Origin of the sequence: Streptomyces sp. NPDC048291, assembly GCF_043201715.1 — a bacterium.
Lineage (GTDB): Bacteria > Actinomycetota > Actinomycetes > Streptomycetales > Streptomycetaceae > Streptomyces.
Genome location: NZ_JBICZC010000014.1, coordinates 150,218 through 175,964 on the forward strand (window position 1 = coordinate 150,218; position 25,747 = coordinate 175,964).

The window sequence follows — 25,747 nt, forward strand, 5'->3', positions numbered from 1 at the left end:
GACCAGGCAGTGATGTACAGCAGTTCCCCCGCGGACCCACCCATCGTCCGTGAACCCCTCCACGCCCCCGTCGCCCACCTCATCCGCGGCGGGGTCGTCGAGGGCATCCACTACGGCTCCGTCGTCGTCCTCGATGCCGACGGCCGGGTCCAGTTCCAGCTCGGCGACATCGAGGCCGCGTTCTACCCGCGCTCGGCCCTCAAGCCCGTCCAGGCCGTCGCCATGCTGCGGGCCGGGCTGCCCCTCGACGGCGACCTGCTCTCGCTGGCCGCCGCCAGCCACTCCGGCGAGGAACGGCACCTCGCCGGGACCCGGCGCATCCTCGGCCTCGCCGGACTGACCGAGGCCGACCTGCGCAACGTGCCCGACATGCCGTACGACCCCGCCGTGCGGGACACCTGGATCCGCGAGGGCCGGGGGCCGTCGCGGCTCGCCCAGAACTGCTCCGGCAAGCACGCGGCGATGCTGTGGACCTCGAAGCTGAACGGCTGGTCGCTGGAGGAGTACCTGGAGCCGGCGCACCCGCTCCAGCAGGCCGTCGCCGAGATCGTCGAGGACCTGACCGGGCAGCGCATCGCCCGTACGACCGTGGACGGCTGCGGTGCGCCGCTGTTCTCCGTCTCCCTGCACGGGCTGGCGCGGGCGGTGTCGCGGATCGTCACCGCCGCACCGGGTACGCCCGAGGCGCGGGTCGCCGACGCGATGCGGGAGCACGCCGAGATGGCGTCCGGCGCGGGGCGCGACGTGGCCGCGCTGATGGCGGCCGTGCCGGGGCTGCTGGCCAAGGACGGCTTCGAGGGCGTCGAGGTGGCTGCGCTGCCGGACGGGCGGGCCGTGGCCGTGAAGATCGCGGACGGGGCGAACCGGGCGCGGGTGCCGGTGGCCGCGGCGGCGTTGGCGCGGGCCGGGGTTGATCCGTCGCTGCTCACTGAGTTTGCCGGGGAGGCGCTGCTCGGTGGGGGGCGGGAGGTCGGGCGTGTGCGGCCCGTCCGCTCGCTGGAGCCGGTTTCGGTCAAGGCCTGCGCCTAGTCCTCCGCGTGGGCTTGTTGTTCGGCGGCTGCGGGCCGGTTGTGGCTGGTCGCGCAGTTCCCCGCGCCCCTGAGGGGGCGCCTCACCCTCACTCTTTTGAAACGGGACCCATGACCACTCGTAGTGAACACGATCTGCTCGGCGATCGTGATGTGCCCGCCGATGCCTACTGGGGTGTGCACACCCTGCGGGCGACCGAGAACTTCCCGATCACCGGGACGGCGATCTCCGCCTACCCGCATCTGATCGACGCCCTCGCCGCCGTGAAGGAGGCCGCGGCCCTCGCCAACGAGGAACTGGGGTTGCTGGCGCCGGAGAAGGCCGCCGCCATCGTGGCCGCCTGCCGGGAGATACGGGCCGGGAAGCTGCACGACCAGTTCGTGGTCGACGTCATCCAGGGCGGTGCCGGGACGTCGACGAACATGAACGCCAACGAGGTCGTCGCCAACCGCGCGCTGGAGTTGCTGGGGCACCGCAAGGGGGAGTACCGGCACCTGCACCCCAACGAGGACGTCAACCTCGGTCAGTCGACCAACGACGTCTACCCGACCGCCGTCAAGGTCGCGACCGTGTTCGCGGTGCGCGGGCTGCTCAGGGCGATGGCCGTGCTGCAGGACTCCTTCGGGCGCAAGGCCGTCGAGTTCCGTGACGTGCTGAAGATGGGCCGTACGCAGTTGCAGGACGCGGTGCCCATGACGCTCGGGCAGGAGTTCTCCACCTTCGCCGTGATGCTCGACGAGGACCGCAGCCGGCTCGCCGAGGCCGTCGAGCTGATCCACGAGATCAACCTCGGCGCCACGGCGATCGGGACCGGGCTCAACGCGCCCGCCGGGTACGCCGAGTCGGCGCGGCGGCACCTCGCCGAGATCACCGGGCTGCCTCTGGTCACCGCCGCCAACCTGGTGGAGGCGACCCAGGACTGCGGTGCCTTCGTCCAGATGTCCGGCGTGCTCAAGCGGATCGCGGTCAAGCTGAGCAAGAGCTGCAACGACCTGCGGCTGCTGTCGTCCGGGCCGCGTGCGGGGCTCGGCGAGATCAACCTGCCGCCCGTGCAGGCCGGTTCGTCGATCATGCCCGGCAAGGTCAACCCGGTGATCCCCGAGGTCGTCAACCAGGTCGCCTTCGAGGTCATCGGCAACGACGTCGCCATCACGATGGCCGCCGAGGCCGGGCAGCTTCAGCTGAACGCCTTCGAGCCGATCATCCTGCACTCCCTGTCGGAGAGCATCACGCACCTGCGGAACGCCTGCCTGACGCTGGCCGAGCGGTGCGTCGACGGCATCACCGCCAACACCGAGGTGCTGCGGGCCACCGTCGAGAACTCCATCGGCCTGGTCACCGCTCTCAACCCGTACATCGGGTACACGGCGGCCACCGACATCGCCAAGGAGGCCCTCGTCACCGGCCGCGGGGTCGCCGAACTCGTCCTGGAGAAGGGCCTGTTGCCCGCCGAACGGCTCGCCGACCTGCTGCGCCCCGAGGTCGTCGCGGGCAGCGGCTCGCCCCTGGCCTGACCTGCGAACACGCACCAGGACCGGTCCGGAGGCACAATGGTGATCATGACAATGACGTCGTCCCGAACCTTCCTGCCGGTCCTGGAGCGCATCGCCGAGGAGATGGAGCGGACGCCCGGCCGGGGCCGTCCCGCCGACTACATACCGGCGCTCGCCGCCTGCGATCCCCGCAGCTTCGGCATGGCCGTCGCCGAGCTGGACGGCACGGTCTACGGGGTCGGCGACTGGCGGCAGCCGTTCTCCACCCAGTCCATCACGAAGGTCTTCACCCTCGCCCTCGACCTGGCCCGCGAGGGCGACGAACTCTGGGAACACGTCGGCCGCGAACCCTCCGGCAACCCCTTCAACTCCCTGGTCCAGCTGGAGTACGAGAACGGCATCCCGCGCAACCCCTTCATCAACGCGGGCGCGCTCGTCGTCACCGACCGCCTCCAGACCCGTACCGGCGACGCGGCCGGCGAACTGCTGGGCTTCCTGCGCGCCGAGAGCGGCAACGCCGCCCTGGACTTCGACCGGGACGTGGCCGCCTCCGAGTCCCGGCACGGCGACCGCAACGCCGCGCTCGCCCACTTCATGGCGTCGTACGGCAACATCGACAACGAGGTCCCGGTCCTCCTCGACCAGTACTTCCGCCAGTGCTCGGTGGCCGCCTCCTGCGCCGACCTCGCCCTGGCCGCCACCTTCCTGGCCCGCCACGGAATCCGGGCCGACGGCACCCGCCTGCTGACCAGGAGCCAGGCCAAGCAGGTCAACGCGGTCATGCTGACCTGCGGGACGTACGACGCGGCGGGCGAGTTCGCGTACCGGGTGGGACTGCCCGGGAAGAGCGGGGTCGGGGGCGGCATCATCGCCGTGGTGCCCGGCCGATGCGCGCTGTGTGTCTGGAGCCCCGGCCTGGACGAGCGGGGCAACTCGGTGGCGGGAGTGGCGGCCCTGGACAGATTCACGACACTCACCGGCCTGTCGGTGTTCTAGAAACCGATCTGTTCCTCGCCGGGACCGGAGCGCCCCTTCAGGGGCGCTGGGGGTCCCCCCGCCGAAGGCTGGGGGAGGAACCGCGCGACCAGCCCCCACCTCGCCCGCACCCGACAACGCACCACACACAGGTAACAAGTAGGCCGCTCCCAAGAAATCGCCCCGTCGTTTCCCGGCCACCCGCAATTGACACGCTGACCCAGTGTTGGCCATGGCTTTCCCCGTCGATCTACGCCGCTGCCAGGTACTCGGCCTGGCCGGCACCGCGTTCCTTGCCCTGGGAGGTGAGACAGCCGGCGCCCTGCCCGTGGAGGATCTGCTCGCACCCAGCTCCGTGCAGGCGGCGTTCGGACTGGTCGGCGTCTACTTCGGCGTCGTCCTGCTGATCGCGGCGTGGCTGCTGCTGGGCCGCCTCGTGCGCGGCTCCGAACCGCCCACCCCGCGGCAGCTGTTGCTGGTCCTCGCCGTCTGGGCGGCCCCGCTGCTGCTGGCGCCCCCGCTGTTCAGCCGCGACGTGTACAGCTACCTCGCGCAGGGCGCCATGGTCGACGCGCACATGGACGTCTACACCTCGGGTCCCGCCCAGCTCGGCGGCCCGCTGGCCGACGAGGTCGCGCCGGTGTGGCAGAACACCGCCGCCCCCTACGGGCCCGCGTTCATGGGCGTGGCCTCGCTGCTGTCCGGGCTGACCCGCGGTGAACTCCCGGCCGGGCTCTTCGGGATGCGGCTGGTCGCCCTGTTCGGCGTCGGCCTGATGGCGGCCGCGCTGCCCCGGCTCGCCCGGCACAGCGGCGCCGACCCGGCCGCCGCGCTCTGGCTCGGCGCGCTCAACCCGCTGGTGCTGCTGCACCTGGTCGCCGGCGCCCACAACGACGCCATCATGCTCGGTCTGCTGGGCCTCGGCCTGGTCGCGGCGCTCGGCCGCTGGCCGGTCCTGGGCGCCGTCCTGGTCACGCTCGCGGCGCTGGTGAAGGCACCTGCCGCGCTCGGCCTGCTCGCGGTGATCGTCGTACAGGCCCGCAAGGGCCGCAGTCCCGTGCGGGCCACCCTGACGACGGCGCTCGCCTCCGGGGCGACGACGGTGGTGGCGACCGCCGTCGCCGGGACCGGGTACGGGTGGATAAGGGCGCTGGACACGCCCGTCTCCCCGCACAACTGGGCGCTCAGCAGCCTGCTCGGCCGGGTCACGGGCCGGATCCTCGAACACTTCGGCAGCGACCTGGCGCCGCTCGCCGTCCCGGCCTGGCATCTGCTCGGGCTCGCGCTCACCGCGGTGACCGTGCTGCTGATATGGGTCCGGCTGCGGCCCCGTCCGGTCTACGCCCTCGGCCTGAGCCTGGCCGCGGTCGCCGCCTTCGGGCCGGCGATCCGTCCCTGGTACGCCATCTGGGGCCTGTTCCTGATAGCGGCCGCGGCGCCCAGCACCTCGGTACGGCACCGGGTGGCGGCCGTCACCGGCGTGCTCGCCCTCGCCGTGCTGCCCAGCGGCGGCCCCGCCGACATCGGCCAGCTGGTCCTCGCCGTCTCCGGCGGGGTGCTCGGCGTGGTCGTGCTGTGGCAGGCCCACCAGGCCGCGCAGGCCCCGGCCGTGGGACGTACGGCATGAGAGGACCGCGTACCGACCGGGGGAGGCTGCTCCTCGTCCTGGCCCTCGTCGCCGCCGTGACCCTGTTCACGGCCACCGTGCCGCTGCTGCGCGACTGGTTCGACCTGCGCGTGTACTACGGCACCGTGCACACCTGGGTGCACCACGGCGGGCGGATCTACGACTACCGGGTCCCCGGGACGACGTACGGGTTCACGTATCCGCCGTTCGCCGCCGTCGGCATGCTGCCCATGGCGCTGGTGGGGCTGCACCTGGCCATCGCGGCCTCGCTGCTGCTGAACCTGGCCGCGCTGGCGTTCGTGCTGCGCATCCTGGCCGGGCCCGGCTGGCGGCGCTGGGGCTGGTACCGGTGGGCGCTGGCGCTGTGCGGGCTCGCGCTGTTCGAGCCGTTGCGGGACACCTTCAGCTTCGGCCAGGTGAACCTGATACTGCTCGCCCTGGTGCTCGCGGACTGCTGTCTGCTGCGCAGCGGGCGGGGCCGCTGGGCCGGGGCCGGGATCGGGCTCGCCGCCGCGATCAAGCTCACGCCGGCCCTGTTCATCTTCATGCTGCTGATCGGCCGCAAGTGGCGGGCGGCCGGCATCGCCACGGCCGTGGCGCTCGCCGCCACCGGGCTGGCCGCCTGGGCGGACCCGCGGGCGTCCCGGTTCTACTGGACCCAGGCGCTCTGGGACACCAGCAGGGTCGGGCGGCTCGACTACGTCTCGAACCAGTCGCTGCAGGGCGTCCTGGCCCGGCTCGGCCATCCGGACAAGCCGCTGTGGGCGATCGTGGTGCTGCTCACGCTGGCCGTGTGGGCGTGGCGGACCCGCAAGGCCGTGGCGGCCTCCGACTGGACGGCCGCCTTCGCGCTCACCGGGCTCGCCGCCTGCCTGGTCAGCCCGATCACCTGGGTGCACCACCTGGTGTGGGTGCTGCCGTCGTTCGTGCTGCTGGCACGCGCCGGGCACGCGCGGATCGCGGGCGCCCTCTACGCGGTGATGTGCACCAGCGTGGTGTGGCTGTGGTTCGACGACGCGTCCGGCGTCGACGGGTTCCTCGGCAGCAACATCTACACCTGGATCACGCTGGGCCTGCTGCTGTGGCTGCCGGCCGGTCAGTCCCGGCCGGAGCGCTCGCCCCTGAGCCGCATCGCCAGGGTGACGGCGCCCGCGCCGAGCGCCGCCAGCCCGGCGACGACGGCGGTCTCCGACCAGTCGTCGTCGGGTGCCGTGGCCGCCGCCATCGGTACGGTGCTCGGGCCCGGCCGGGGCCGCGGTCTGGTCCGCAGAGCGTCCAGCGAGCCCACCGGGTCGACCCGTCCGGCCGCTTCGAAACCCCAGTCGAGCAGCTGACGGGCCTCGTCGTACACGCCGCCGTCCTGCGGGTTCATCACCGTCACGAGGAGGGTGTGCCCGCCGCGCCGGGCGGCGGCGACGAGGGTGTTGCCGGCGTTGCTGGTGTAGCCGTTCTTGATCCCGATCAGGCCGGGATACCGTCCCACGCCGTCCTCGCCGGTCAGCAGCCGGTTGGTGTTCTCGATGCCGAACGACCAGCCGGCGCCGTCGGGGAAGCGGGCCTCGGCGGTGGAGCAGTACCGCGCGAAGTCGGGGTTGCGCAGCCCCTCCCGGCCGAACACCGCGAGGTCGAACGCGGAGGAGACCTGCCCCGGTGCGTCGTAGCCGTCGGGGGACCTGACCTGGGTGTCGAGGGCGCCCAGGGCGCGGGCGTTGGCCTGCATCCGGGCGGTGGTGCGCTGCCAGCCCCCGTCGAGCGCGGCGAGGACGTGCACGGCGTCGTTCCCGGAGCTGAGGAAGACCCCGCGCCACAGGTCGGAGACCTGGTAGCTGCGGCCCGCCTCGACGCCGACCACACTGCTGTCCTCGGGGACGTCCGCCAGCTCCCTGGAGGTCACCCGGTGCTGGAGGCCGGCCGGCAGGACGGGCAGCACGGTGAGCGCGAACAGGGTCTTGAGGGTGCTGGCCGGTGGCAGCCGGCGGTGTGCGCGGCTGGCCGCGAGCACCTGGCCGGTGTCCGCGTCGGCGACCAGCCAGGAGAGCGCGGAGAGGTCCGGGAGGGCCGGGGCCCCGGCGTGCGGCCGGACCTGCGTGCCGGAGCGGAAGAGCAGCGACGGTCCGGGCACCACCGCCCTCGGGGGCGGGGCGGGGTCGAGCGCCGCGCTGCCGGCGGCGGCCGTGCCGGGTGTCAGCGCCAGCAGGCCCGCCAGGCAGACGGAGCAGGTCGTCACCGCCGCTCGCCGAGGGAATCGGCCAGTGAATCCGATCGTCATATGATCAACGTAGGAACGGTGGCGGTGTCCAGCGCGCTGTCAGGGCCGGTCGGGGGCCTTGAGCAACCCGGATGCCGCACGCCCGGCCCAGGGCGTACCTGTCGGGAGGGGGCCGGTCTCAGCCCGTCGGCAGGGTGGGCTGCACGCGCCGCAGGAAGGTCGCGTTGTCCGGGGTCTCGCGCAGCCGCTCCAGGAGCGTCTCCAGGCCGTTCGGAGTGCCCTCCCGGCTCTGCAGGGCCCGGCGCAGTCCGCGGACGGTGGTCAACTCGGCCGGGGTGAGCAGGAGTTCCTCGCGCCGGGTGCCGGAGGGGGCGATGTCCACGGCCGGGAAGACCCGCCGGGAGGCGAGCTCGCGGTCCAGCCGCAGCTCCATGTTGCCGGTGCTCTTCAGCTCCTCGAAGAAGTAGCCGTCGGCCCGGGAGCCGGTGTCCACCAGGACGGTGGCCAGGATGGTGAGCGAGCCGCCCTCCTCGGCCTTGCGGGCGGCGCCGAAGAACCGCTTCGGGCCGAGCAGCGCGCCCGCGTCGACACCGCCGCTGAGGGTACGGCCGTTGGAGGCGGCCGCGTTGTTGTGGGCCCGGCACAGCCGGGTCAGGGAGTCGAGCAGGATGACGACATCCTTGCCCTCTTCGACGAGCCGCTTGGCGCGCTCGACGACGAGTTCGGCGAGGGCGATGTGCTCCTTGGCGGGCCGGTCGAAGGTGGAGGCGTACACCTCGCCGCGCACCGAGCGCCGCATGTCGGTGACTTCCTCCGGACGCTCGTCGAGCAGCAGCACCATCAGGTGGCACTCCGGGTGGTTGCCGGCGACGGCGGCCGCGAACTGCTGGAGCAGCACGGTCTTGCCGGTCTTCGGCGGGGCCACGATCAGCCCGCGCTGCCCCTTGCCGACCGGCGCGAGCAGGTCGGTGACCCGTCCGGCCAGCCCGGCGGCCGGGTGTTCGAGGCGGATCCGCTCGTGCGGGTGGAGCGGGGTGAGGTCGCGGAAGTGACGGCGGCCGCGCAGTTCCTCGGGCGTACGGCCGTTGACGCGCGTGATCTCGGTCAGCGTGCGCCGGTCGCCGCGGACGCCCTCGACGAGGTCGCCCTTGCGCAGGCCGTGACGGCGGATCAGCGCCGGGGAGACCTGCGGGTCGGTGGGGGAGGACAGGCAGCTCGGGGCCCGCAGCTGCCCCTTCCCGCCCGCGTCGATGTCGAGGACACCGGTGACGGGCCGGGTGGCCGGCCGGTCCTGCTGCTGTACTGGGGGTTCGAGTGTGGTGGTCATGAGAGGTGGTCCTTTCGCGGACGGAAGACATGAAGGAAGGGGGGAGTGGGCCGCGAGCGGGAGGGGCTGTGCGCAGGCCTCCGTGCGGCGGGGAACGACACCTCGGAAACGGCGGAAAAACCCTGGTCACGAGGTGGTGCTGAGAAGCCGGCGGGCCGGTCGGGAAGCGACGGGCGATGCGGCTGGAGGGGTGGAACCGGCACTCGGCGCCCGATGGAAGGGCGCTCACACGTGCTGATCGCACTATACCCGGGGTTCCGCGATCGTCAACATGGCACCGGTCACCGGTATTCCCGCCGTCGCCGTCGCCGTCGGCCACTCGGCGCTGGGCGCACTGGCCGGGAAACGCTCCTTGTCACCGGCCCGCGGGCGCCTACGATCGGCCGTGTCCGCGTCGTATCGCTACCGCTGTCAGGAGCCCCCGGTGGAGACCTCGCCCGTGCCGTACCGCCCGGACCCAGCCGGCGGCTGCCCGCACGCCGACAACGCCCGGCTGCTGGCGCGCGGTGCCGTCGCCCCGGTCGTGCTGCCCGGCGGCGTCGAGGGCATGGCCGTGCTCGGGCACGAGGCGCTCAGGGAGTTCCTCCAGCATCCCGAAGTCGCCAAGGACGCCCGGCACTTCACACAGCTGCGGGAGGGCCGCATCCCGGCGGGCTGGCCGCTGCTCACCTTCGCCGCCGTGCGGGGCATGACCACCGCCGACGGAGCCGACCACCGCAGGCTGCGCGGACTCGTCAGCCGGGCCTTCACGCCACGCCGGGTCGAGGAACTCCGGCCCAGGATCGAGGAGTTGACCGGCAGCCTCCTAGACGACCTGGAGCGGGCCGCGGCCGACGGTGACGGCGTCGCCGATCTGCGCCGGCACTTCGCGCTCCCGCTGCCCATGGGGGTGATCGGTGAACTCCTCGGTGTGGATGCGGAGTTCCGCGACCGGCTGCACCACCTGACCGACCAGGTCGTGGCCACCGACATCGGACCGGCCGAGGCCGTGGCCGCCAACCGGGAGCTGGTCGCCGTCCTGGCCACCGTGGCCGCCGACCGCGCCGAGCACCCCGGCGACGATCTCACCAGCGCCCTGATCGCCGCCCGCGACGAGGACGGCGACCGGCTCGGCCAGGAGGAGCTGATCGGCACCCTGCTCCTGATGATCATCGCCGGGCACGAGACCACCCTCAACCTGATCACCAACGCCGTGCGTGCCCTGTGCGGCCACCGCGACCAGCTCGAACTCGTCCGCAAGGGCGACGCGAGCTGGTCGGACGTGGTGGAGGAGACGCTGCGCTGGGACGCGCCGGTCAGCTACTTCCCCTTCCGCTACCCGGTGCGGGACCTCACCGTCGACGGCACGGTGATCCCCGCGGGCACCCCGGTCCTGGCCGGCTACTCCGCCGCCGGACGCGACCCGGCCGCGCACGGCCCGGACGCCGACCGGTTCGACGTCACCCGGCCCGGCCGCGCCGACGCCGTCCGCCACCTCTCCCTCGGCCACGGAGCCCACTACTGCCTGGGGGCCCCGCTGGCCCGCCTGGAGGCCACGGTCGCCCTGGAACGGCTCTTCGACCGCTTCCCGGCCCTGGACCTCGCCGCCCCCGAGAACGGCCTCCCCCGGTCGGGCAGCTTCGTCAGCAACAGCGTGCACGCCCTCCCGGTACGGCCGGGCCCCCGATCCGGCGGCTGACGCGCATACCAGCCATACGAACGCCCGATGGCGTTTCGCTGACGCATTTCTTGTTCTCGCCATAGGCCCTACCTACGCTGCCACCACCGCACTTCGGCGGCATGGACAAGGGACTTCGCAATCATGGGTCGACTGGCCGGGAAAATCGCTTTCATCAGTGGAACGGGGGCTGGAATCGGCCGGGCCGCGGCACAGGTGTTCGCGGCGGAGGGTGCCACCGTTTTCGGCTGCGACATCGACGAGAAGAACGCCGCGGAAACCGTGGAACTCGTCGAGAAGGCCGGCGGTGCCATGCGTTCCCTGGCGCCGGTCGACCTTTCCACCGAGGCCGGGGCGCGGGAGTGGATCGAGGCCGGGATCGCGGAATTCGGCGGCATCGACATCCTCTACAACAACGCCTCCGCGCTGCGGAACGGCCCCTTCGAGACGATGCCCGCCGAAGACTGGTACTTCACCATCAGGAACGAGCTGGACATCCCCTACTTCTGCACGCAGGCGGCCTGGCCGCACCTGGTCGCCCGCGGTGGCGGGGCCGTCCTGAACGTCGCCTCCGTGGCCGCCGTGCGCGGCGCGCCGTTCATGCCGATGGTGCCGCACGGCGCGGCCAAGGGCGGGGTGCTCGCGATGAGCAAGCACCTGTGTGCGGCCGGCGCCCCGCACCGCATCCGCGTCAACACCATCGCCCCCGGCATGACCCGCACCTCGGCCACCGCACCCTTCCTCGACGACCCGAACGGCCCGAAGGCCCAGCTGGAGGCGCGGATCCCGGTCGGCCGGGTCGGGCAGCCCGAGGACATCGCCCGTGCGGCGGCCTTCCTCTGCTCCGACGAGGCGGCCTTCGTCAACGGCGCCAACCTCATGGTCGACGGCGGCGACAGCGCGATGGCGGGCTGAGCGCGGATGCACGCACGACTCGACCACGTGGGCGTGAACGTACGCGACCTGCCCGCCCAACTCGCCTGGTACAAAACGGCCTTCGGCCTGAAGACCGTCTTCGAGTTCCGACTCGACGGACCCGGTCTGACCGGTGTCGTCCTGGAACACCCGCACGGCTGGCGGCTCGAACTGCTCGCCAGGCCCGGATCCGCGCCCGGCCTGCGGGCACCGGACCCGATGACCGCCGTCCTCACCGAGGGATACGGGCACTTCGCGGTCACCACCCCCGAACTCGACCCCGTGTACGCCGCGTTGACGGCCCTCGGGGCGGGCGAGGTCCTCGCCCCCGGCCCGTCCCCCGAACCCGGGGTGCGGATGGCCTGGGTCAAGGACCCCGAGGGAAATCTCATCGAACTCATAGAACGCGGCGAACTCGGCGAGCACGGCGAACTCGCCGAAGCCGAAGCGCGCGGCACCACCGTTAACCCGTGAGATGGAGCAGGGAATGACAAACGCTGTGAAGAAACTGGACGTGGGCACGCTCATAGCCTGTTGTCTGGCAGTTGCCGCCGCGCAGCTGTGCATTACCGTCCCCTCGCCCATCAACGGGGAAATCCAGAGCGCATTCGGCGCCTCGGGATCGCAGGTCGCCTGGGTCACCTCCGCGTTCATTCTGCCCACCGCGATCCTGGAACTGAATTTCGGTGTGGTGGGCGACCTGTTCGGCCGTAAGCGGCTGCTGGTCCTCGGCGGATTCGTGCTGGCGATCGGTGAACTCCTCAACGCCACCTCCCAGAACATCACGATGCTCTGGATCGGGCAGGCGCTCGCCGGCGTCGGCGCCGCCGCGCTCTTCCCCAGCTCCCTCGCCGTGATCGCGGCCGCGACCCCCGGGGAGAAGGACCGCGCCAAGGCGGTCTCCACCTGGGCGCTGAGCATCTCCCTCGCCTCCGCCGTGGGCCCGCTCTCCTCCGGCATCCTGGCCACGGTCGCCGACTTCCGCTGGGCGTTCGTGCCGCCGGTCGTCCTCGGCGTCGTGGTCGGCATCTCCTGCTGGGTGCTGGTCACCGACTCCAAGGCGCCCGAGGGCCGTGCGCTGGACTGGCCCGGCCAGATCAGCATCGCCGTCGGCCTCACCGCGCTGCTGTGGGGCATCATCGAGGGCGGCGACCGCGGGTGGAGCAGCCCCTCCATCGTCTTCGCGCTGGTCCTCGCCGCCGTGGCGCTGGTCGGCTTCGTGGTCGCGGAGAACCGTGCCGCGTCCCCGATGTTCAACCTCGAACTGCTGAGGATCCCGTCGTTCGCGGCGGCCGCGGTGGTCGCGCTGACCGGCATGTTCGGGTTCATCGGCACCGCCTACTGCGTCTCCATCCGGCTCGGCGCGGTGATGCACCTCAGCGCCCTGCGGGCCGGCATGCCGTTCGTCATCCTCCAGCTGATCCCGCTGCTCCTCGCGCCGGTGCTCAGCAAGATGCTCACCCGGGTCGAGCCGCGCTGGCTGCTGATGGGCGGCCTGCTGCCGATGGCCGCCGGCCAGTTCTGGATCGCCGCGCTGCCCATCACCACCACCTCCCTCGCGGCCTTCATCGGCCCGGTGCTGCTGCTCGGCATCGGCTTCATCTGCGTGGTCTCCTCGCTGACCTCGGCCGCCGTCAACGCCGTGCCGATCGAGATGACCGGCATGGCGAGCGGCGCGACCAGCCTGGTCCGCGAGTTCGGCCAGGGTCTCGGCCCTGCCGTGATCAGCACCATCGCGATGAGCGCGGCCTCCTCCGCGCTGGTCGGCAAGCTGAGCGGGTCCGACGCCGGCATGGAGGCCGCGGCCGGTCCGCTCGCGGTGGTCAACGCGGGCAGTGACAGTGCCAGGGCCGCCGCGCAGGACGCCCTCGCGCACGGCATGGCCCTGGGCGTGGTGATCTGCGGCTGCGCCTCGCTGCTCGGCGCGCTGGTCACCCTGCTGCTGGTCCGCAAGAACACCGCGCGAGCGACGGCCCAGCTGCCGGTGCAGCCGGCGTCCGCCTGATCCGCGGCACGGAATGCAGGCCGGGGCCCAGGCCCCGGCCTGCACGTGTGCACCGGCCGCGAAGGCTCCGCCGGCTACCGCCCGAGCGGTGCGAAACGTGCCCGCAGGCCGGCGGGTGCGAGTCTGCCCATGAACTCCAGGGCCACCGACGAGGCGTTCGGCGACTCGACGGCGAAGCGTTGCGCGAGCCGCGAAGTGGCCAGCGTGAGCTGTCGCATGGCCAGTGTCGAACCCAGGCAGACCCGCGGCCCGGCACCGAAGGGAAGGTAGGCCGGACCGGGAGCCGGCCGCCCGCGCAGCCACCGGGTGGGGTCGAACTCGTCGGGCCGCTGCCACCACCGGGGGTCCCGGTGGATCAGGTAGGCGTTGAGCAGTAGGTCGTCGCCCGGGTCGACCGACCAGTCGCCCAGGCGCGTCGCCGTACGGGCGGTGCGGGTCATCAGCCACGCGGGCGGGTACAGGCGGAGCGTCTCCCGTACCACCGCCTCGGCCAGCGGCAGCCGTGCCGCCGTCGACGGGGCGGACGGCAGGGGAGCGGTGCCGCTCGCCGGGCCCTGCGCCTCGTCGCGCAGCTCGCCGACGAGCCCGGGCCGCCGCGCGAGTTCCCACACGACGGAGGTGAGCGCGGCGGCGGGCACGCCGTGCCCGCCCATGAGGACGCTGTGCAGCGTCGACGTCACGGTGTCGTCGGGCATGGCAGGCTCGGCGGCGAGCAGGAACCCCAGCAGGTCCCCCGGGGTCTCCCCGGCGGGTGACGCGCGCCGCTGCCGGACGATGCCGGTCAGCGCGTCGGTCAGGCGCCGGGAGGCGTGGAAGAAGTGGCGGTGTCGGGGGAGCGGCAGCCATGCGGGGAACTCGTAGGACGACTCCGTGAACGGCCGGGTGGCGCGGATGAGGTCGTGCAGCAGGCCGGGGACGCCGGGGGCGTCCGCCCCGAAGCAGTAGTCGGCGATCGCCCGGGCGGTGAACGCGCGCATCGTGGTGAGCACGTCCACCTCGCGGCCGGCGACGCCGGCCGTCACCGTGTCGAGGATCTCGACGGTCCGGTCGTCGGCCGCGGCCGAGGCCGCGCGACTGAGCCCTGGCCACGTGGCGCGGCGCGCGGACATCCACGCGGTGGCCTGTGCGGTGGCCTCGTCGAGGTCCCGCCGCATGTCGAAGGGCGCCAGCTCGGTCACGAAGCTGTGACCGGTGCGCGTGAGGACGTCATGGGTGAGGTCGGGGTCGATCACGAACACCGTCTGCTCGTCGTAGGAGAAGACGTCTCCGTACTCGCGGTGGCAGCGACGCAGGAATCCGATCCGGTCGGCCTCGTACGCACGGGTGTTGCCCGTCAGCCAGTGCCCGCGCGGACCCGGCGGCCGTCCGAGCGTCTCGCGTTGCGCCATCCAGCCCCCCCAGCAGATCGCAGGACCCCTCGGAGGGGATCCTGCGATCGGTGTTCTTCCGCTGTTTCCGGTGGATATGGCCCTGAAAGGAGCGGGGTCGGGCTACCGGAGCTGGTAGGGCCAGTACGGGTAGCGTCCGCTGACCCGCTTCCTGCCCACCAGGCGGGCCACCAGGCGTCGTGTCCGTTTCATGAACACCCCCATTGCCATCTGGGCGAATATTTGTCCGATCGTGGCATGGTCCGTCGGGGCGGGCAATATGCCGGACCGAGGTTCCCCTGGCAGCGGCCAAAATATCTGACGGTGGGTCAGTCGCTGGGTTGTCGCGGATGTCCGCAATCCATAACGGTCCTGACCGGTGCGGGACTTGATGTCTGGTTATGCCTTATCTTCACGACATGTCCACGCCACCGCAGCAGCCCGAGTCCACCCCGGAGCGGATGGCCCCACAGCCTCCCGCCGCCCCCTCTCCCGCCCCGCCGCCCGAGCAGCAGGCGCCCGCGGTCCCGCCGCAGCCGACCGCCTACCCCTATCCGAGCCCGCAGTCGCCGCCCCCGCAGAACCCCTACGCCCAGCCCACCGTCGTCGGCCGGCCCGTCCCGCCGCCGCAGGCCAACCCCTATGCCGTGCAGCCCGGTTACGGCTACCCGCCGCCGGCCGCACCGCCGACGGCCGGCGGGAACGCGGCCGGGAAGGCCGTGCTGTGGGCCGTCGTGGGCGCGGTGGTCGCCTCCGCGGGCTGGGCGGCCGGACTCTTCCTGACCGGAGGCTTCGGGAGCAGCGCGGACCTGCGCGGCTACCGCGCGCCGGCGAACCTCTGCTCCAGCGCGGACTACTCGTCGTTCAAGGACGAGTACCCCGTGGACGACTCGTCCCCGACGAAGAACGTGATGAAGGACCCCGCGCTGGACCAGAGCTACTGCAGCCTCAGCCTCAAGAAGACCAGCACCAGTTACGGGGACGCCTACCTCTCCATGGAGGTCGACCTGCACAAGAAGACCGACCCCGCACCGGAGTTCACGGCCACCTGGAAGAACTACGGCGACAGCCACAGCGACTACGACGTCACGGCGGTCCAGGGCATCGGCGACGAGGCCTACCTGGTCACCCAGGACACCAGCAACGGCTCGACCACCAGCGGCTCGCGGTACGCCACGCTCGCGGTACGGGACGGCTGGATGACGTTCACCATGTACTACAGCGCGTACTTCTCCACGTACGACAGCGACACCGACCCGCCGACCCTCGACGACGTGACCGGCTGGCTGAAGACCGACACCAAGTCCACGCTGGAGCAGCTCAAGGACTGAGGCTCAGGCCTGGTCGAGGGCGTCGGTGATCGCCTTCACCGGGCCGTGCGCCGTGTAGCCGCCGTCGACGGTGATCTCCGCGCCGTTCACGTACGAGGCCTCGTCGGAGAGGAGATAGACGACCAGCGGCGCCACCTCGTCGACCGTGCCCGGACGGCCCTGCGGCGTCATCGCGAGGTGGGCGGCGACGAACACCGGGTTGGCGGTGGCCATCAGGGGGGTCTCGATGAACCCGGGGTGGACGATGTTCGTCCGGATGCCGCGCGGCGCCAGCTCGAGGGCCGCCACCCTGGACAGGCCCCGCAGCGCCCACTTGCTGGTCGTGTACGCCACGGCGTGGTGCGCGGTGAGCCCGGCGACCGAGCCGACGTTCACGATCGAGGAACCGGGCGGCATCAGCGGGGCGAGGGCCTGGATGCCGAGCAGGGCGCCGGTCGTGTTCACGGCGAAGGCCCGGTTCCAGTCGGCGAGCTCCACGTGCCCGAGCCGGGCCCGCATCGGGATGCCCGCGTTGTTCACGAGGCCGTGCACGGTCTCCAGGGAGGCCGCCAGGGCCGCCCAGTCGTCCGGCGAGGTCACGTCCAGGTGGACGTAGCGGACGTCGAGGCCGTCGGCGCGCAGGGACGCGGCCAGCTTCTCGCCGGCCTCGTCGAGCACGTCGGTCGCGACCACCGCCGCGCCCTCCCGGGCGGCCGCGGCCGCCTCCGCGGCCCCCTGGCCCTGTGCGGCTCCGGTGACGACGACGGTACGGCCCGCCAGGCGCGTGCGGCTCACGGCTTCCACGGTGATTCCTCCCAGGGGGCGTGCGGAGATGTCCTCCCGTCCACGCTAGGAAGCCGCGGACAGCTCCGGAAACGCGCTCTCGGGATGGGTGGCATCCACCTCGGCGATCTCCGGCGGCGCCTCCTCGCCCAGCGCCGCCCCGACCCGGCGGACCGTGTCCCGCAGCCAGCGGTGCGCCGGGTCCGCGTGCCGGTTGTGGTGCCAGTACATGGCCTCCACCAGCGGCACGTCCGGGAACGGCGCCGGTACGATCGCACAGCGCGCGAAGCCCTCGTAGCGGCGGGCCAGCCGCTCCGGGACCATCGCCACCAGGTCCGTACCGCTCACCAGGAACGGCAGCACACTGAAGCCGGGCGTGCTGACCTGCACCTTCGGGGTGATCCCGAGGGTCTCCAGCTGGCGGTCGGCGGGCGTGTGGCTCTTGCCGATGGCGCAGGACGCGTGCGGCATCTCGGCGAGGTCGCGGAGGGTGAGCCGCCCGTCCACCAGGCGCGGGTTGCCCGGGTCGACGATGCACACGAACCGGTCGTGCATGACGGCCTCGCTGACCCCGGGGAGCTGGTAGCCGAGCGGGACGATCATCAGGTCGTGGCAGCGCAGGTGCGTCTCCGTCTCCAGCTGCCCGTCGACGATCGGATGGAAGTCGATCCGCACGCCCGGCGCCTCGGCCGCGATGGCCCGCAGCAGCGGCTCCACGAACACCGTCATCACGTAGTCCGACATGACCACGGAGAACCGCTGGCGGCTGCGGCCCGGGTCGAAGTGCCGGGTCAGCGACAGCGCCTCCTCGGCCTTCTGCAGCGAGCCCTGGACGACCGGCAGCAGCCGCTCCGCGAGCGGCGTCAGCTCGTACTCGCGGCCCACCCGGATCAGCAGCTCGTCGTTGAAGTGCCGGCGCAGGCGGGCCAGCGAGCCGCTCATCGCGGACTGGCTGGTGGACAGCCGTACACCGGCATGGGTGACGTTCTTCTCCTCCAGGAGCGCTTCCAGTGCCACCAGAAGATTGAGATCGATCGCTCCGAGACCCACGAGTGTCCCCTTCCGGCCGGCCACGTCCTTGAAGCTTCGGTGAAACGCGAGGTTAACCAGCGGACGGCCGTCGAGGAAGGGGGTCGGGGCGACTCTCAGGAAGATGCGATGCCAACCATCCCGGCACCGGATACCCGCAGGTGGGGGGTCTGCGCGCACCACAGGCCCCCCACAGCTTGGGGTGCTAGGGGCGCGGGGTGCGGCCCCGCTTGCGGGCCCGCGGAAGGTACGCGTCCGTCCGTCCGGGCACGATCCGGTTGGACACCGTGCCCAGCCCCTCGACGGTCAGCGTCACCTCGTCGCCGGGCTTCAGCGGGGGCGGGGTGCGCTCCCCGAGCCGCCCCCAGAACTCGGCCAGCGCGCCCCAGCCGCAGGTGCCCGAGCCGAGGATGTCACCGGGGCGCACCCAGGCGTCCCGGCTGGCGTAGGCGATCATCTCCTCGAAGGTCCAGGAGGCGTTGGCGAGGGTGTCCCGGCCGATCAGCTCCCCGTTCAGGGTGACCGTCATCTCCAGGTCAAGGAACCCGTCCGCATCGCGCCGGTCCTCCACCTCGTCGGCGGTGACCAGGTAGGGGCCGAGCGTGTTGGCGAAGTCCTTGCCCTTGGAGAAGCCCAGGCCGAGGTTCTTCTCCGGCTTCTGCAGGTCCCGGGCCGACCAGTCGTTGAAGACCAGGTAGCCGATGATGTGGTCCCGCGCCTGCTCCGGCGTGAGGTCCCGGCCGCTGCTGCCGATGACCGCCCCGACCTCCAGCTCGAAGTCCAGCACCGAGCAGCCCGCCGGCACCGGCACCTCGTCGCGGGCACCGTAGGCGGCGTGCGGGTTGGTGAAGTAGAAGTTGGGCGCCCGGTACCACTCCTCAGGGACGTGCTCCAAGCCGTCCAGCGACTTCGACACGCCCTCGATGTGCGCCTCGAACCCGACGAAGTCCCGGATGGACGGCGGCTTCAGCGGCGGCAGCAGCCGCACCTGGTCGACCGTCAACTCGCCAGGCGAGTCCAGGGCTTCGATGCCGGCCGCGTACAGCACACCCGCCTCGACCAGCGTCAGGACGCCCACCCCTTCGGGCAGCGGGTGGATCACCCCGTCCCGCACCGCACCGGCGCGCTCCTCGCCGTCGTACTCGTATGTCGCGAAACGCATCGCTGCTCAACTCTCCCAGTGGTTGGTGTTGGTGACGGTCCCGGCGCTCAGATGGCCGGCGAACACGCCCTTGGGGTCACGGTCGGCCCGGATCCCGTTCAGCCGCCGCCACTGCTCGTCCCCCATGAACCGCAGTTGCCGCACCGTGAAGTCGGAGTCGCCGAGGTACTGGCCCGCGGTCACCGGCCGCATCGCCGTCATCGCCTCGTCCAGCCAGCCCCGCAGCTCCGCGTCCCGCGTGGCGTCGTCGTGGACGACATAGCTCGCGCAGTAGATCTCCGACTGCAACGAGAAGGCCATGTCGGGGAGTTGCCGCAGCGGCGCCATGGAGAACCAGATGGTGAAGGTCTGCCGGGTCGGGTGCTCGGTGAACGCCTTGCGGATCGCCGGGACGACCTCCTCGGCGGTGCCGGTCAGCCAGGCGTTGTCCACGAGGTAGCGGTGGCCCTCCGGGTTGGCGATGCGCTGACCCGCCAACTGCTCGGCGAGCGTGGTGGGTTGCGCCTCGACTCGGAACAGGGCCCGGTCCGCGTACGGATTGGCATGCAGGGGTGCGAGCGCCTCGGCCGCCTCCTGAGGGGTGTCCGTCATCGCGACACCGGTGACCAGCAGCACCGGTCCGTCCAGGTCGGGCGGGGTCTGCGTGAGGGCGACGATCTCGACCAGGTCGGAGACCGTGTGGTGGACGTCGTGCAGCCAGGTCATGACCTCGTCGAAGAGATCGAGCGGGTAGGCGTGCACGGTGTGCGCGAGATGCCCGGGCAGGGGGCGGGTGCGCAGGTGGAAGCGGGTGACGACACCGAAGAAGCCGGGGCCCGCCCCGCGCGCCGCCCAGAACAGGTCGCTGTTCTCGCCCTCGTCGGCCCGGACCAGCTCGCCGTCGGCCGTGACGACGTCGATCGCCACGACGTTCTCGGCCGCCCAGCCCCAGCCGCGCGCGTTCCACCCCTGCCCGCCCTGGAGCAGGAAGCCGCCGATGCCGACGGACGGACAGTGCCCGCCGTTGAAGAAGCGCCCGAACTCACCCAGATACGGGTTGAGTTCGTCACCGCCCTTGACGCTGGGGGTGGCCGTCACGATCCCGGTCGTCTCGTCGTACGCCAACTCGCGGAAGCCGCCGAGGTCGATCAGCAGAGCGTCCCGGCGCACCGACCAGGCGGCCCAGCTGTGCCCGCCGGAGCGGACCGCGACCTGCCAGCCGCGCTCCAGCGCGAGCCGTACGCCTTCGACGACATCCTGTTCGGTGACCGCCCTGAGCACGGCGGCGGGGACGCGGTCGGCCGGGCGGCGGGCGTTGAAGACCCTGCCGTAGACGGCCTCCTCGAAGTCCTCGTCACCGGGGAGGTGGAGGGTGCCGGAGAAACGGTTCGTGTTCACGGGCGGCTCACTTGACTGCGATGGGGTTGACGGGGGCACCGGCAGGGCCGGTCACCGGCAAGGGTGCCGCGACCAGCAGGAACTCGTAGACACCGTCGGCCGCGCAGTCCTCCGCGAGCGTCTCCAGGTCCCACATCTCGCCCAGCGGCAGGCCCATGTGGGGGACGGCGATCCGGTGCAGGGGCGACACCACCGGCTCGGTGAACTCGCACGGCCGTACTTCGAGGCCGTACGTGTCGGTGGCGACGGCCGCGGTCTCCGTGCGGTGCAGCCAGCCGAGGGTGGTGAAGGACAGGCCGGGCGCGGCACCGGACGCGTACCGGTCCCACGCGCCGAGCCGCCGTACCCGGCCGAGCTGTCCGGTGCGGACGAGAACGATGTCACCCCGGCGCACACTGGAGGTGGCACCCTGCGCCTCGACGGTGTCCCGCAGGTGCTCCTCCAGGATCGGGAAGCCGTCGGGGAGTTCACCGCGCGCGTCGCCGACCGCCCGGCCGACGTCGAGCAGCACCCCGCGGCCGGTGCAGGCACCGGCCAGGTGGCCGATGCCGGTCACGGAGCCACCGTCGTCGGCGGTGGTGCGTGAACCGCCGTGCTCCGCAAGCTCGTTGTCGTCGCCGTGCCCCAGGCCGCGCCAGCGGGTCGCGGCTCGGGGGCCGGACCCCTCGATTCCCCGGGGCCCCTGGGCCAGCGAGAACGCACGGCCGCGCCGGATGAGACTCGCCGCGTGCGCGCGGATCGCGTCGTCGACGAAGTTGAGCGTGCCCAGCACGTCGTCCTCGCCCCAGCGGCCCCGGTTGCGGTAGGCGGCGCGGGCCTTGGCCAGCTCTTCCTCGACGGGCCCCAGGTTCATCGGGTGTGTCCTTTCAGCAGGTCCAGCGCGTTGCCCCCGGCGATCGCGGCCCGCTCGGCCGGGTCGAGGCCGGCCGCGTCCAGGCGGGCCACCGGGTCGCTCACCCCCATGTCGAAGGGGTGGTCGGTCCCGAGCACCACCCGGTCCGCGCCCACCTCCTCGACCAGATGGCGCAGCGCGCGCGGGGTGTAGACGAGGGCGTCGAACCACATCCGCCGCAGATACGAACTGGGCGGCTCGGCACAGCCGCGCGCGTCCGGCCGCACCCGCCAGGCGTGGTCGGAGCGGCCGATGTACGTCGGCAGATAGCCGCCGCCGTGCGCGGCCACCAGCTTCAGGCGCGGGAACCTGTCCAGGACCCCCGTGAAGATCAGGTGGGAGAGCGCGATCGCGGTCTCGGCGGGCTGGCCCACCGTGTTGCCGAGGTAGTTCGAGGCGAGCCGCTCGCCGAGCGAGCAGCCCCAGGGGTGGACGAAGACGACCGCGCCCAGCTCCTCGGCCTTCAGCCAGACGTCGTCGTGCGCGGGATCGGCCAGCTCGCGGCCCTCGACGGTGGTGGAGACGCTGATGCCGTACAGACCCAGCTCGGTGACCGCCTTGTCCAGCAGGGCGACCGCGAGGTCCGGGTGCTGCAGCGGTACCGTGCCGAGGCCGTACAGCCGGCCGGGCGCGGCGGCGCAGTGCGCGGCCACCGCCTCGTTGACGGTACGGGCCAGCCGTACCGCGAGGCCGGGGCCGGCCCAGTAGTGGTGCATGGGCATCGGGCCGACCACCTGGAGGTCGACGCCCATCGCGTCCAAGTCGGCGAGCCGGACGTCGACATCCGTCAACTTCGCGGCCAGGCGCTGGAGCTGGGCCCGGTTGGCGGCCAGTGACTCGGGGGAGTGGGCGCGCTGCTCCGCCGCCAGCTCGGCCGCGAAGCCCGCGGTGCCGGCCACCAGGGCGTCGGCCTCGGGGACCGCGAGATGCCCGTGGCAGTCGACGACGGGCGTGCTCATGCGGCCACCGTCAGGCAGGAGAGCGTCTCGGACATGATCCGGGCCGGGTCGGCGCCCGGGGTGTCCGGGTGGATCTCCCACTCGGCGAGCTGGAGCGAGTTGGCCAGCACCATGCGGACGCGGGGCAGCCGCCGGGCCATGAACCGTGCCAGGGCCCGGTCCACCGGCTCGTCGGCGGTGACCAGCTCGGCCAGCAGCACCGCGTCCTCCATGCACATCGCGGCACCCTGCGCGATCAGCGGCGGACAGGCGTGCGCCGCGTCGCCGATCACCATGGCCCGGCCCCGGTGCCAGTCCTCGTCGACCAGCACCGCCTCGATCCAGCGGTAGTCCACCGCCGTGTCGTCCGGCAGCGAGGCGAGGATCTTCCCCCAGGTTCCGCCGTACCCGGCGCCGCGCTCGCGCAGCAGGTCCAGCGAGGCGCGCGGGCCGATCAGGGAGGCGTCCAGGTTCTCGTCGAGGAGGTAGGCGTAGCACTGGTCGTCGGAGATCGGGCTGTAGCCGGCCTTGTAGCGCGGACCGCCGTAGTACACCTCGGCACAGTCCATCTCGGCGGGGCGCCGGGCCACCACCCGGAAGATCGACATCCCGACGGGGCGCGGCTTCGCCGGGATGCCGATGAGCGCGCGCATCGCCGAGTTGATGCCGTCCGCGCCGACCACCAGGTCGTAGCGGCCGGTGGAGCCGTCGGTGAAGGTCACGTCGACATGGCCGGCGGACTGGTCGAGCGCGCGCACGCTCAGGCCCAGACGGACGGTGACGCCGTGCGCGTACACCGCGTCGCACAGCGCGTTCTGCAGGTCCGAGCGGAGCGCGCCCGCCGTGGACGGCAGGTCGGCGCCACCGGTGTGCGGGGTCTCCAGCTCGGTGATCAGACCGCCGTCCGCCCGGCGCAGCCGCATCAGGTCGAACGGCACCGCCCGGGCCAGCACCCGGTCCAGCACGCCGACCGAACGCAGCGCCTTGAGCGCGTTGCCCTGGATGGTGATGCCATGGCCCACCCCGAACCACTGGGGCGAGACCTCGACGAGCTCCGCCTCGACCCCGCGCTGGGCGAGGGCGAGACACAGCACGCTTCCGGTGATGCCGCCGCCGACGACGAGCACCTTGTTCACGGGCATGGGCGATCCTTGCGAAAGTAGAAAGACAGACGGTGGGGGGCAGCGGCTTTCAGCCGGTGAAGCGGGGACCCAGCTCGCGGTAGTGCTCCACGGCCGGCGGGACGGCGAAGAACGGGCCGACCAGGGCCCGCCAGCGGGCGAACCGCTCCGACTCCCGGAAGCCGACCGTGTGCGCCTCGACCGACTCCCAGCCGACGAGCAGGAGAAACGTCCGCGGCCGCTCCGCGCACCGCAGCAGCTCGGCCCAGCGGAACCCGTCCGCCTCGGCGAGCACCTCGCGGGCCTTGCCGAAGACCTCCTCGAATTCCGCTTCCCGGCCTTCCTCGACGGTCAGCTCGGCGTGCTCGACTACCACGGTGCGCTCCTCGGTTCGGGGTGGCATCGAGCCTGATCGGCGGTAGGTGCAGGGTCAACGGATCGAGGCATCGACAAGGGGGACGTCATCCATCCCCGACGGCGATGGCGGTCCCGGCCGGCCCGACCGCACATCGGCGCAGGCGGGGGCCGGGTGCGGCGGCGATGGCAGCCATCGTGAACGGCCATTTCCGCCGACCGGGCGCGATGCCTAGCGTCGAAGGCGAGCCCCCACCCGTACGAGGAGAGCCGCCCGTGCCCGAACCTTCCCCCTCCCACGCCGGACCCTTCGCGCTCGGCACCTTCAGCGACGGCGCAGCCGTCTTCCCCGGACTGGTCGCAGGCACCCGGGTCCGTGACCTGTCCGGCCTGGTGGCCTCGGTACGCGCGCTGGTCGAGGACTGGGACACCTGGCTGCCCCGGCTGCACGAGCTGGCCGCCGCCACCGACGGCGACTGGCACGACCTGGCGGACCTGCGGGTCCTGACCCCGATCGAACCGGGCCAGATCCTGCAGAGCGGCGCCAACTACCGCAAGCACGTGGTCGACCTGGTCGCCGCCGAGAAGGAGAGCGTGCACGGCGCCACCCCCGAGGAGGCCCGCGCCGACGCCGAGAAGATGATGGACGAGCGGATCCGCGGCGGCGTCCCGTACATCTTCCTCGGCTCCCCGCGCGCCCTGTGCGGGCCCTACGACGACGTCGTGCTGCCCGCGCTCGGCGAACAGCACGACTGGGAGCTCGAACTCGCCCTGGTCATCGGCAAGGCGGGCAGGGACATCCCGGCCGCCGAGGCCATGTCGTACGTCGCCGGGTACACGATCAGCAACGACCTGACCACCCGCGACCGGCTCTACCGGCCCGACCTGAAGGCCATCGGCACCGACTGGTTCACCGCCAAGAACGCCGACACCTTCCTGCCGACCGGGCCGTTCCTGGTCCCCGCGGACTTCGTCGGCGACCCGGGCGACCTGCGGATCACCCTGCGGCACAACGGGGTGGTCCGGCAGGACGAGTCCACCAAGGACATGATCTTCGACATTCCCCGGCTGATCGCCTACGCCTCCACGACCACCACCCTGCGCCCCGGCGACCTGCTGCTCACCGGCTCCCCGGCCGGCAACGGCGCGCACTGGGGGGTCTTCCTCCGGCCCGGCGACGTGATCGACGCGGAGATCACCGGCCTCGGCCACCAGCGCAACACCGTCAGGAGCCACGCATGAGCTTCCAGCCCATCACCCATCTGCGCCATGTCGACCTGGCCGTACCGGACTTCGCCACCCAGCGCGCCTTCTACGGCACCACCTGGGGCCTGACCGAGGTCGCCAACGACAGCGGCATCGCGTTCTTCGCCGCCGAGGGCAGCCCCGAGCAGTACATCGTGCGCATCCGCGAGGACGAGCGGAAGCGGATGGACCTCGTCGCCTTCGGCGCGGTCTCACCGGCGGCCGTCGACGAGCTCGCGGTGCGGCTGGGCCGCGCCGGGGTGCGGATCGTCCACGAGCCCCGGGCGCTGGACACCCCCGGCGGCGGCTACGGGCTGCGCTTCTTCGACCCCGACGGACGGGCCGTCGAGGTCTCCGCGGACGTGGCGACCCGCGCCCACCGCAAGATCGAGGAGCGCGAGGCCGTCCCGGTACGGCTCTCGCACTGTGTGGTCAACTCCCAGGACCCCGAGGGGCTGCGGGACTTCTACATCCAGAACCTGGGCTTCCGGCTCACCGACACCCTGTACTCCACCCACATGGGTGACCTCATGTACTTCCTGCGGTGCAGCCCGCTGCACCACTCCTTCGCCATCGCGCGCGGCCCCCATGTGTCGCTGCACCACGCCTCCTTCGAGATGCGGGGGGTGGAGGAGTACATGCGGGGCACCGGACGTGCGCTGCGCGCCGGGACCCGGCTCACCTGGGGCCCGGGACGGCACCTGGCGGGCGACAACACCTTCTCCTACTTCCACGACCCGCACGGCAACACCGTCGAGTACACCACCGAGCTCGCCGTCCTCGAAGAGGACCTGTGGCACCCCGGCCGGCACGACGTGGACGACCCGATCACCCAGGACCAGTGGGGGACCGCCGACCCGATGAGCGAGTCGGTCGCCAAGGAGCAGTTCAACGATCCCGACGTGCTCTTCGAAGCGCCCCCGGTGTAACCC

22 protein-coding genes and 1 pseudogene are annotated in these 25,747 nt (G+C 72.2%); 12 read left to right on the top strand and 11 right to left on the bottom strand.

Annotated features, from left to right (window positions below; all coding sequences use genetic code 11):
* The first annotated feature begins 12 nt into the window (after positions 1–12).
* The 5 genes from ACGF5O_RS35205 to ACGF5O_RS35225 all read left to right on the top strand — a co-directional run bounded on the left by ACGF5O_RS35205 (position 13) and on the right by ACGF5O_RS35225 (position 6,458).
* Positions 13–1,029, top strand: coding sequence for an asparaginase (locus ACGF5O_RS35205; RefSeq protein ID WP_393813955.1), 1,017 nt, complete (start codon positions 13–15; stop codon positions 1,027–1,029).
* A gap of 110 nt (positions 1,030–1,139) precedes the next feature.
* Positions 1,140–2,543 carry an aspartate ammonia-lyase gene (aspA, locus tag ACGF5O_RS35210; RefSeq protein ID WP_393813956.1) on the top strand — a complete coding sequence of 468 codons (1,404 nt, stop codon included), beginning with the start codon at positions 1,140–1,142 and terminating at the stop codon, positions 2,541–2,543.
* A gap of 36 nt (positions 2,544–2,579) precedes the next feature.
* A complete protein-coding gene (locus ACGF5O_RS35215) occupies positions 2,580–3,518 on the top strand; it encodes a glutaminase (RefSeq protein WP_393813957.1) in 939 nt (312 codons plus the stop codon).
* Between the two features lie 211 nt (positions 3,519–3,729).
* Positions 3,730–5,124 carry a polyprenol phosphomannose-dependent alpha 1,6 mannosyltransferase MptB gene (mptB, locus tag ACGF5O_RS35220; protein WP_393813958.1) on the top strand — a complete coding sequence of 465 codons (1,395 nt, stop codon included), beginning with the start codon at positions 3,730–3,732 and terminating at the stop codon, positions 5,122–5,124.
* Positions 5,121–6,458, top strand: a complete 1,338-nt coding sequence (locus ACGF5O_RS35225; RefSeq protein WP_393813959.1) for a glycosyltransferase 87 family protein — start codon at positions 5,121–5,123, stop codon at positions 6,456–6,458. Before mptB ends, ACGF5O_RS35225 begins: the two co-directional genes overlap by 4 nt.
* 89 nt (positions 6,459–6,547) lie before the next feature.
* Here ACGF5O_RS35225 and ACGF5O_RS35230 read toward each other — a convergent pair.
* Positions 6,548–7,393, bottom strand: a pseudogene (locus ACGF5O_RS35230) (D-alanyl-D-alanine carboxypeptidase family protein); the annotation flags it as partial.
* Between the two features lie 118 nt (positions 7,394–7,511).
* The gene (gene rho / locus ACGF5O_RS35235) at positions 7,512–8,660 is read right to left on the bottom strand and encodes a transcription termination factor Rho (RefSeq protein ID WP_393813960.1); all 1,149 of its coding nucleotides are present in this window, start codon (positions 8,658–8,660) and stop codon (positions 7,512–7,514) included.
* 424 nt (positions 8,661–9,084) lie between these two features.
* On the opposite strand from rho, the gene ACGF5O_RS35240 reads away from it, so the two are divergent.
* From ACGF5O_RS35240 to ACGF5O_RS35255, 4 genes are all read left to right on the top strand, one after another.
* Positions 9,085–10,338, top strand: coding sequence for a cytochrome P450 (locus ACGF5O_RS35240; protein WP_393813961.1), 1,254 nt, complete (start codon positions 9,085–9,087; stop codon positions 10,336–10,338).
* A 123-nt stretch (positions 10,339–10,461) separates the two neighbouring features.
* Positions 10,462–11,232, top strand: coding sequence for an SDR family NAD(P)-dependent oxidoreductase (locus ACGF5O_RS35245; protein WP_362578357.1), 771 nt, complete (start codon positions 10,462–10,464; stop codon positions 11,230–11,232).
* A gap of 6 nt (positions 11,233–11,238) precedes the next feature.
* Complete coding sequence (locus ACGF5O_RS35250; protein ID WP_393813962.1) at positions 11,239–11,706, top strand: VOC family protein; 468 nt, start codon at positions 11,239–11,241, stop codon at positions 11,704–11,706.
* Between the two features lie 13 nt (positions 11,707–11,719).
* Positions 11,720–13,237 carry an MFS transporter gene (locus ACGF5O_RS35255; RefSeq protein WP_393813963.1) on the top strand — a complete coding sequence of 506 codons (1,518 nt, stop codon included), beginning with the start codon at positions 11,720–11,722 and terminating at the stop codon, positions 13,235–13,237.
* Positions 13,238–13,311: 74 nt separating this feature from the next.
* On the opposite strand, the gene ACGF5O_RS35260 is transcribed toward ACGF5O_RS35255, so the two are convergent.
* Positions 13,312–14,625 carry a cytochrome P450 gene (locus ACGF5O_RS35260; RefSeq protein ID WP_393813964.1) on the bottom strand — a complete coding sequence of 438 codons (1,314 nt, stop codon included), beginning with the start codon at positions 14,623–14,625 and terminating at the stop codon, positions 13,312–13,314.
* Positions 14,626–15,023: 398 nt separating this feature from the next.
* Here ACGF5O_RS35260 and ACGF5O_RS35265 point away from each other — a divergent pair, with 398 nt between their 5' ends.
* A complete protein-coding gene (locus ACGF5O_RS35265) occupies positions 15,024–15,935 on the top strand; it encodes a hypothetical protein (protein ID WP_393813965.1) in 912 nt (303 codons plus the stop codon).
* 3 nt (positions 15,936–15,938) lie between these two features.
* Here the strand turns inward: ACGF5O_RS35265 and ACGF5O_RS35270 are convergent, their stop codons facing one another.
* From ACGF5O_RS35270 to ACGF5O_RS35305, 8 genes are all read right to left on the bottom strand, one after another.
* Positions 15,939–16,709: an SDR family NAD(P)-dependent oxidoreductase gene (locus ACGF5O_RS35270; protein WP_393813966.1), complete on the bottom strand. Its 771-nt coding sequence runs from the start codon at positions 16,707–16,709 to the stop codon at positions 15,939–15,941.
* Between the two features lie 54 nt (positions 16,710–16,763).
* On the bottom strand, positions 16,764–17,747 hold the full coding sequence (locus tag ACGF5O_RS35275; RefSeq protein WP_393813967.1) for a LysR family transcriptional regulator: 984 nt from the start codon (positions 17,745–17,747) through the stop codon (positions 16,764–16,766).
* Positions 17,748–17,931: 184 nt separating this feature from the next.
* The gene (locus ACGF5O_RS35280) at positions 17,932–18,888 is read right to left on the bottom strand and encodes a fumarylacetoacetate hydrolase family protein (protein WP_393813968.1); all 957 of its coding nucleotides are present in this window, start codon (positions 18,886–18,888) and stop codon (positions 17,932–17,934) included.
* 6 nt (positions 18,889–18,894) lie between these two features.
* Positions 18,895–20,265 (bottom strand): FAD-binding oxidoreductase, encoded by a 1,371-nt coding sequence (locus ACGF5O_RS35285; RefSeq protein ID WP_393813969.1) that lies wholly within the window; start codon positions 20,263–20,265, stop codon positions 18,895–18,897.
* 7 nt (positions 20,266–20,272) lie between these two features.
* The gene (locus ACGF5O_RS35290) at positions 20,273–21,118 is read right to left on the bottom strand and encodes a cyclase family protein (protein ID WP_393813970.1); all 846 of its coding nucleotides are present in this window, start codon (positions 21,116–21,118) and stop codon (positions 20,273–20,275) included.
* Positions 21,115–22,116 (bottom strand): amidohydrolase family protein, encoded by a 1,002-nt coding sequence (locus ACGF5O_RS35295; RefSeq protein WP_393813971.1) that lies wholly within the window; start codon positions 22,114–22,116, stop codon positions 21,115–21,117. The genes ACGF5O_RS35290 and ACGF5O_RS35295 overlap by 4 nt, the downstream gene beginning before the upstream one ends.
* Positions 22,113–23,237, bottom strand: a complete 1,125-nt coding sequence (locus ACGF5O_RS35300; protein ID WP_393813972.1) for an FAD-dependent monooxygenase — start codon at positions 23,235–23,237, stop codon at positions 22,113–22,115. The genes ACGF5O_RS35295 and ACGF5O_RS35300 overlap by 4 nt, the downstream gene beginning before the upstream one ends.
* Before the next feature lie 49 nt (positions 23,238–23,286).
* On the bottom strand, positions 23,287–23,592 hold the full coding sequence (locus ACGF5O_RS35305) for an antibiotic biosynthesis monooxygenase family protein (protein ID WP_393813973.1): 306 nt from the start codon (positions 23,590–23,592) through the stop codon (positions 23,287–23,289).
* Between the two features lie 254 nt (positions 23,593–23,846).
* Between ACGF5O_RS35305 and ACGF5O_RS35310 the strand changes: the two genes are divergently transcribed.
* On the top strand, positions 23,847–24,812 hold the full coding sequence (locus tag ACGF5O_RS35310; protein ID WP_393813974.1) for a fumarylacetoacetate hydrolase family protein: 966 nt from the start codon (positions 23,847–23,849) through the stop codon (positions 24,810–24,812).
* Complete coding sequence (locus tag ACGF5O_RS35315) at positions 24,809–25,744, top strand: VOC family protein (RefSeq protein WP_393813975.1); 936 nt, start codon at positions 24,809–24,811, stop codon at positions 25,742–25,744. Before ACGF5O_RS35310 ends, ACGF5O_RS35315 begins: the two co-directional genes overlap by 4 nt.
* Positions 25,745–25,747 lie beyond the last annotated feature (3 nt).

Excerpts from the sequence above, each read along its gene's own strand:
- ACGF5O_RS35205 (WP_393813955.1), top strand. The coding sequence starts at position 13 with ATGTACAGCAGTTCCCCCGCGGACCCACCCATCGTCCGTGAACCCCTC.
- aspA (WP_393813956.1), top strand. The coding sequence starts at position 1,140 with ATGACCACTCGTAGTGAACACGATCTGCTCGGCGATCGTGATGTGCCC.
- ACGF5O_RS35215 (WP_393813957.1), top strand. The coding sequence starts at position 2,580 with ATGGTGATCATGACAATGACGTCGTCCCGAACCTTCCTGCCGGTCCTG.
- mptB (WP_393813958.1), top strand. The coding sequence starts at position 3,730 with ATGGCTTTCCCCGTCGATCTACGCCGCTGCCAGGTACTCGGCCTGGCC.
- ACGF5O_RS35225 (WP_393813959.1), top strand. The coding sequence starts at position 5,121 with ATGAGAGGACCGCGTACCGACCGGGGGAGGCTGCTCCTCGTCCTGGCC.
- rho (WP_393813960.1), bottom strand. The coding sequence starts at position 8,660 with ATGACCACCACACTCGAACCCCCAGTACAGCAGCAGGACCGGCCGGCC.
- ACGF5O_RS35245 (WP_362578357.1), top strand. The coding sequence starts at position 10,462 with ATGGGTCGACTGGCCGGGAAAATCGCTTTCATCAGTGGAACGGGGGCT.
- ACGF5O_RS35250 (WP_393813962.1), top strand. The coding sequence starts at position 11,239 with ATGCACGCACGACTCGACCACGTGGGCGTGAACGTACGCGACCTGCCC.
- ACGF5O_RS35255 (WP_393813963.1), top strand. The coding sequence starts at position 11,720 with ATGACAAACGCTGTGAAGAAACTGGACGTGGGCACGCTCATAGCCTGT.
- ACGF5O_RS35260 (WP_393813964.1), bottom strand. The coding sequence starts at position 14,625 with ATGGCGCAACGCGAGACGCTCGGACGGCCGCCGGGTCCGCGCGGGCAC.
- ACGF5O_RS35265 (WP_393813965.1), top strand. The coding sequence starts at position 15,024 with ATGTCCACGCCACCGCAGCAGCCCGAGTCCACCCCGGAGCGGATGGCC.
- ACGF5O_RS35280 (WP_393813968.1), bottom strand. The coding sequence starts at position 18,888 with ATGCGTTTCGCGACATACGAGTACGACGGCGAGGAGCGCGCCGGTGCG.
- ACGF5O_RS35290 (WP_393813970.1), bottom strand. The coding sequence starts at position 21,118 with ATGAACCTGGGGCCCGTCGAGGAAGAGCTGGCCAAGGCCCGCGCCGCC.
- ACGF5O_RS35295 (WP_393813971.1), bottom strand. The coding sequence starts at position 22,116 with ATGAGCACGCCCGTCGTCGACTGCCACGGGCATCTCGCGGTCCCCGAG.
- ACGF5O_RS35300 (WP_393813972.1), bottom strand. The coding sequence starts at position 23,237 with ATGCCCGTGAACAAGGTGCTCGTCGTCGGCGGCGGCATCACCGGAAGC.
- ACGF5O_RS35315 (WP_393813975.1), top strand. The coding sequence starts at position 24,809 with ATGAGCTTCCAGCCCATCACCCATCTGCGCCATGTCGACCTGGCCGTA.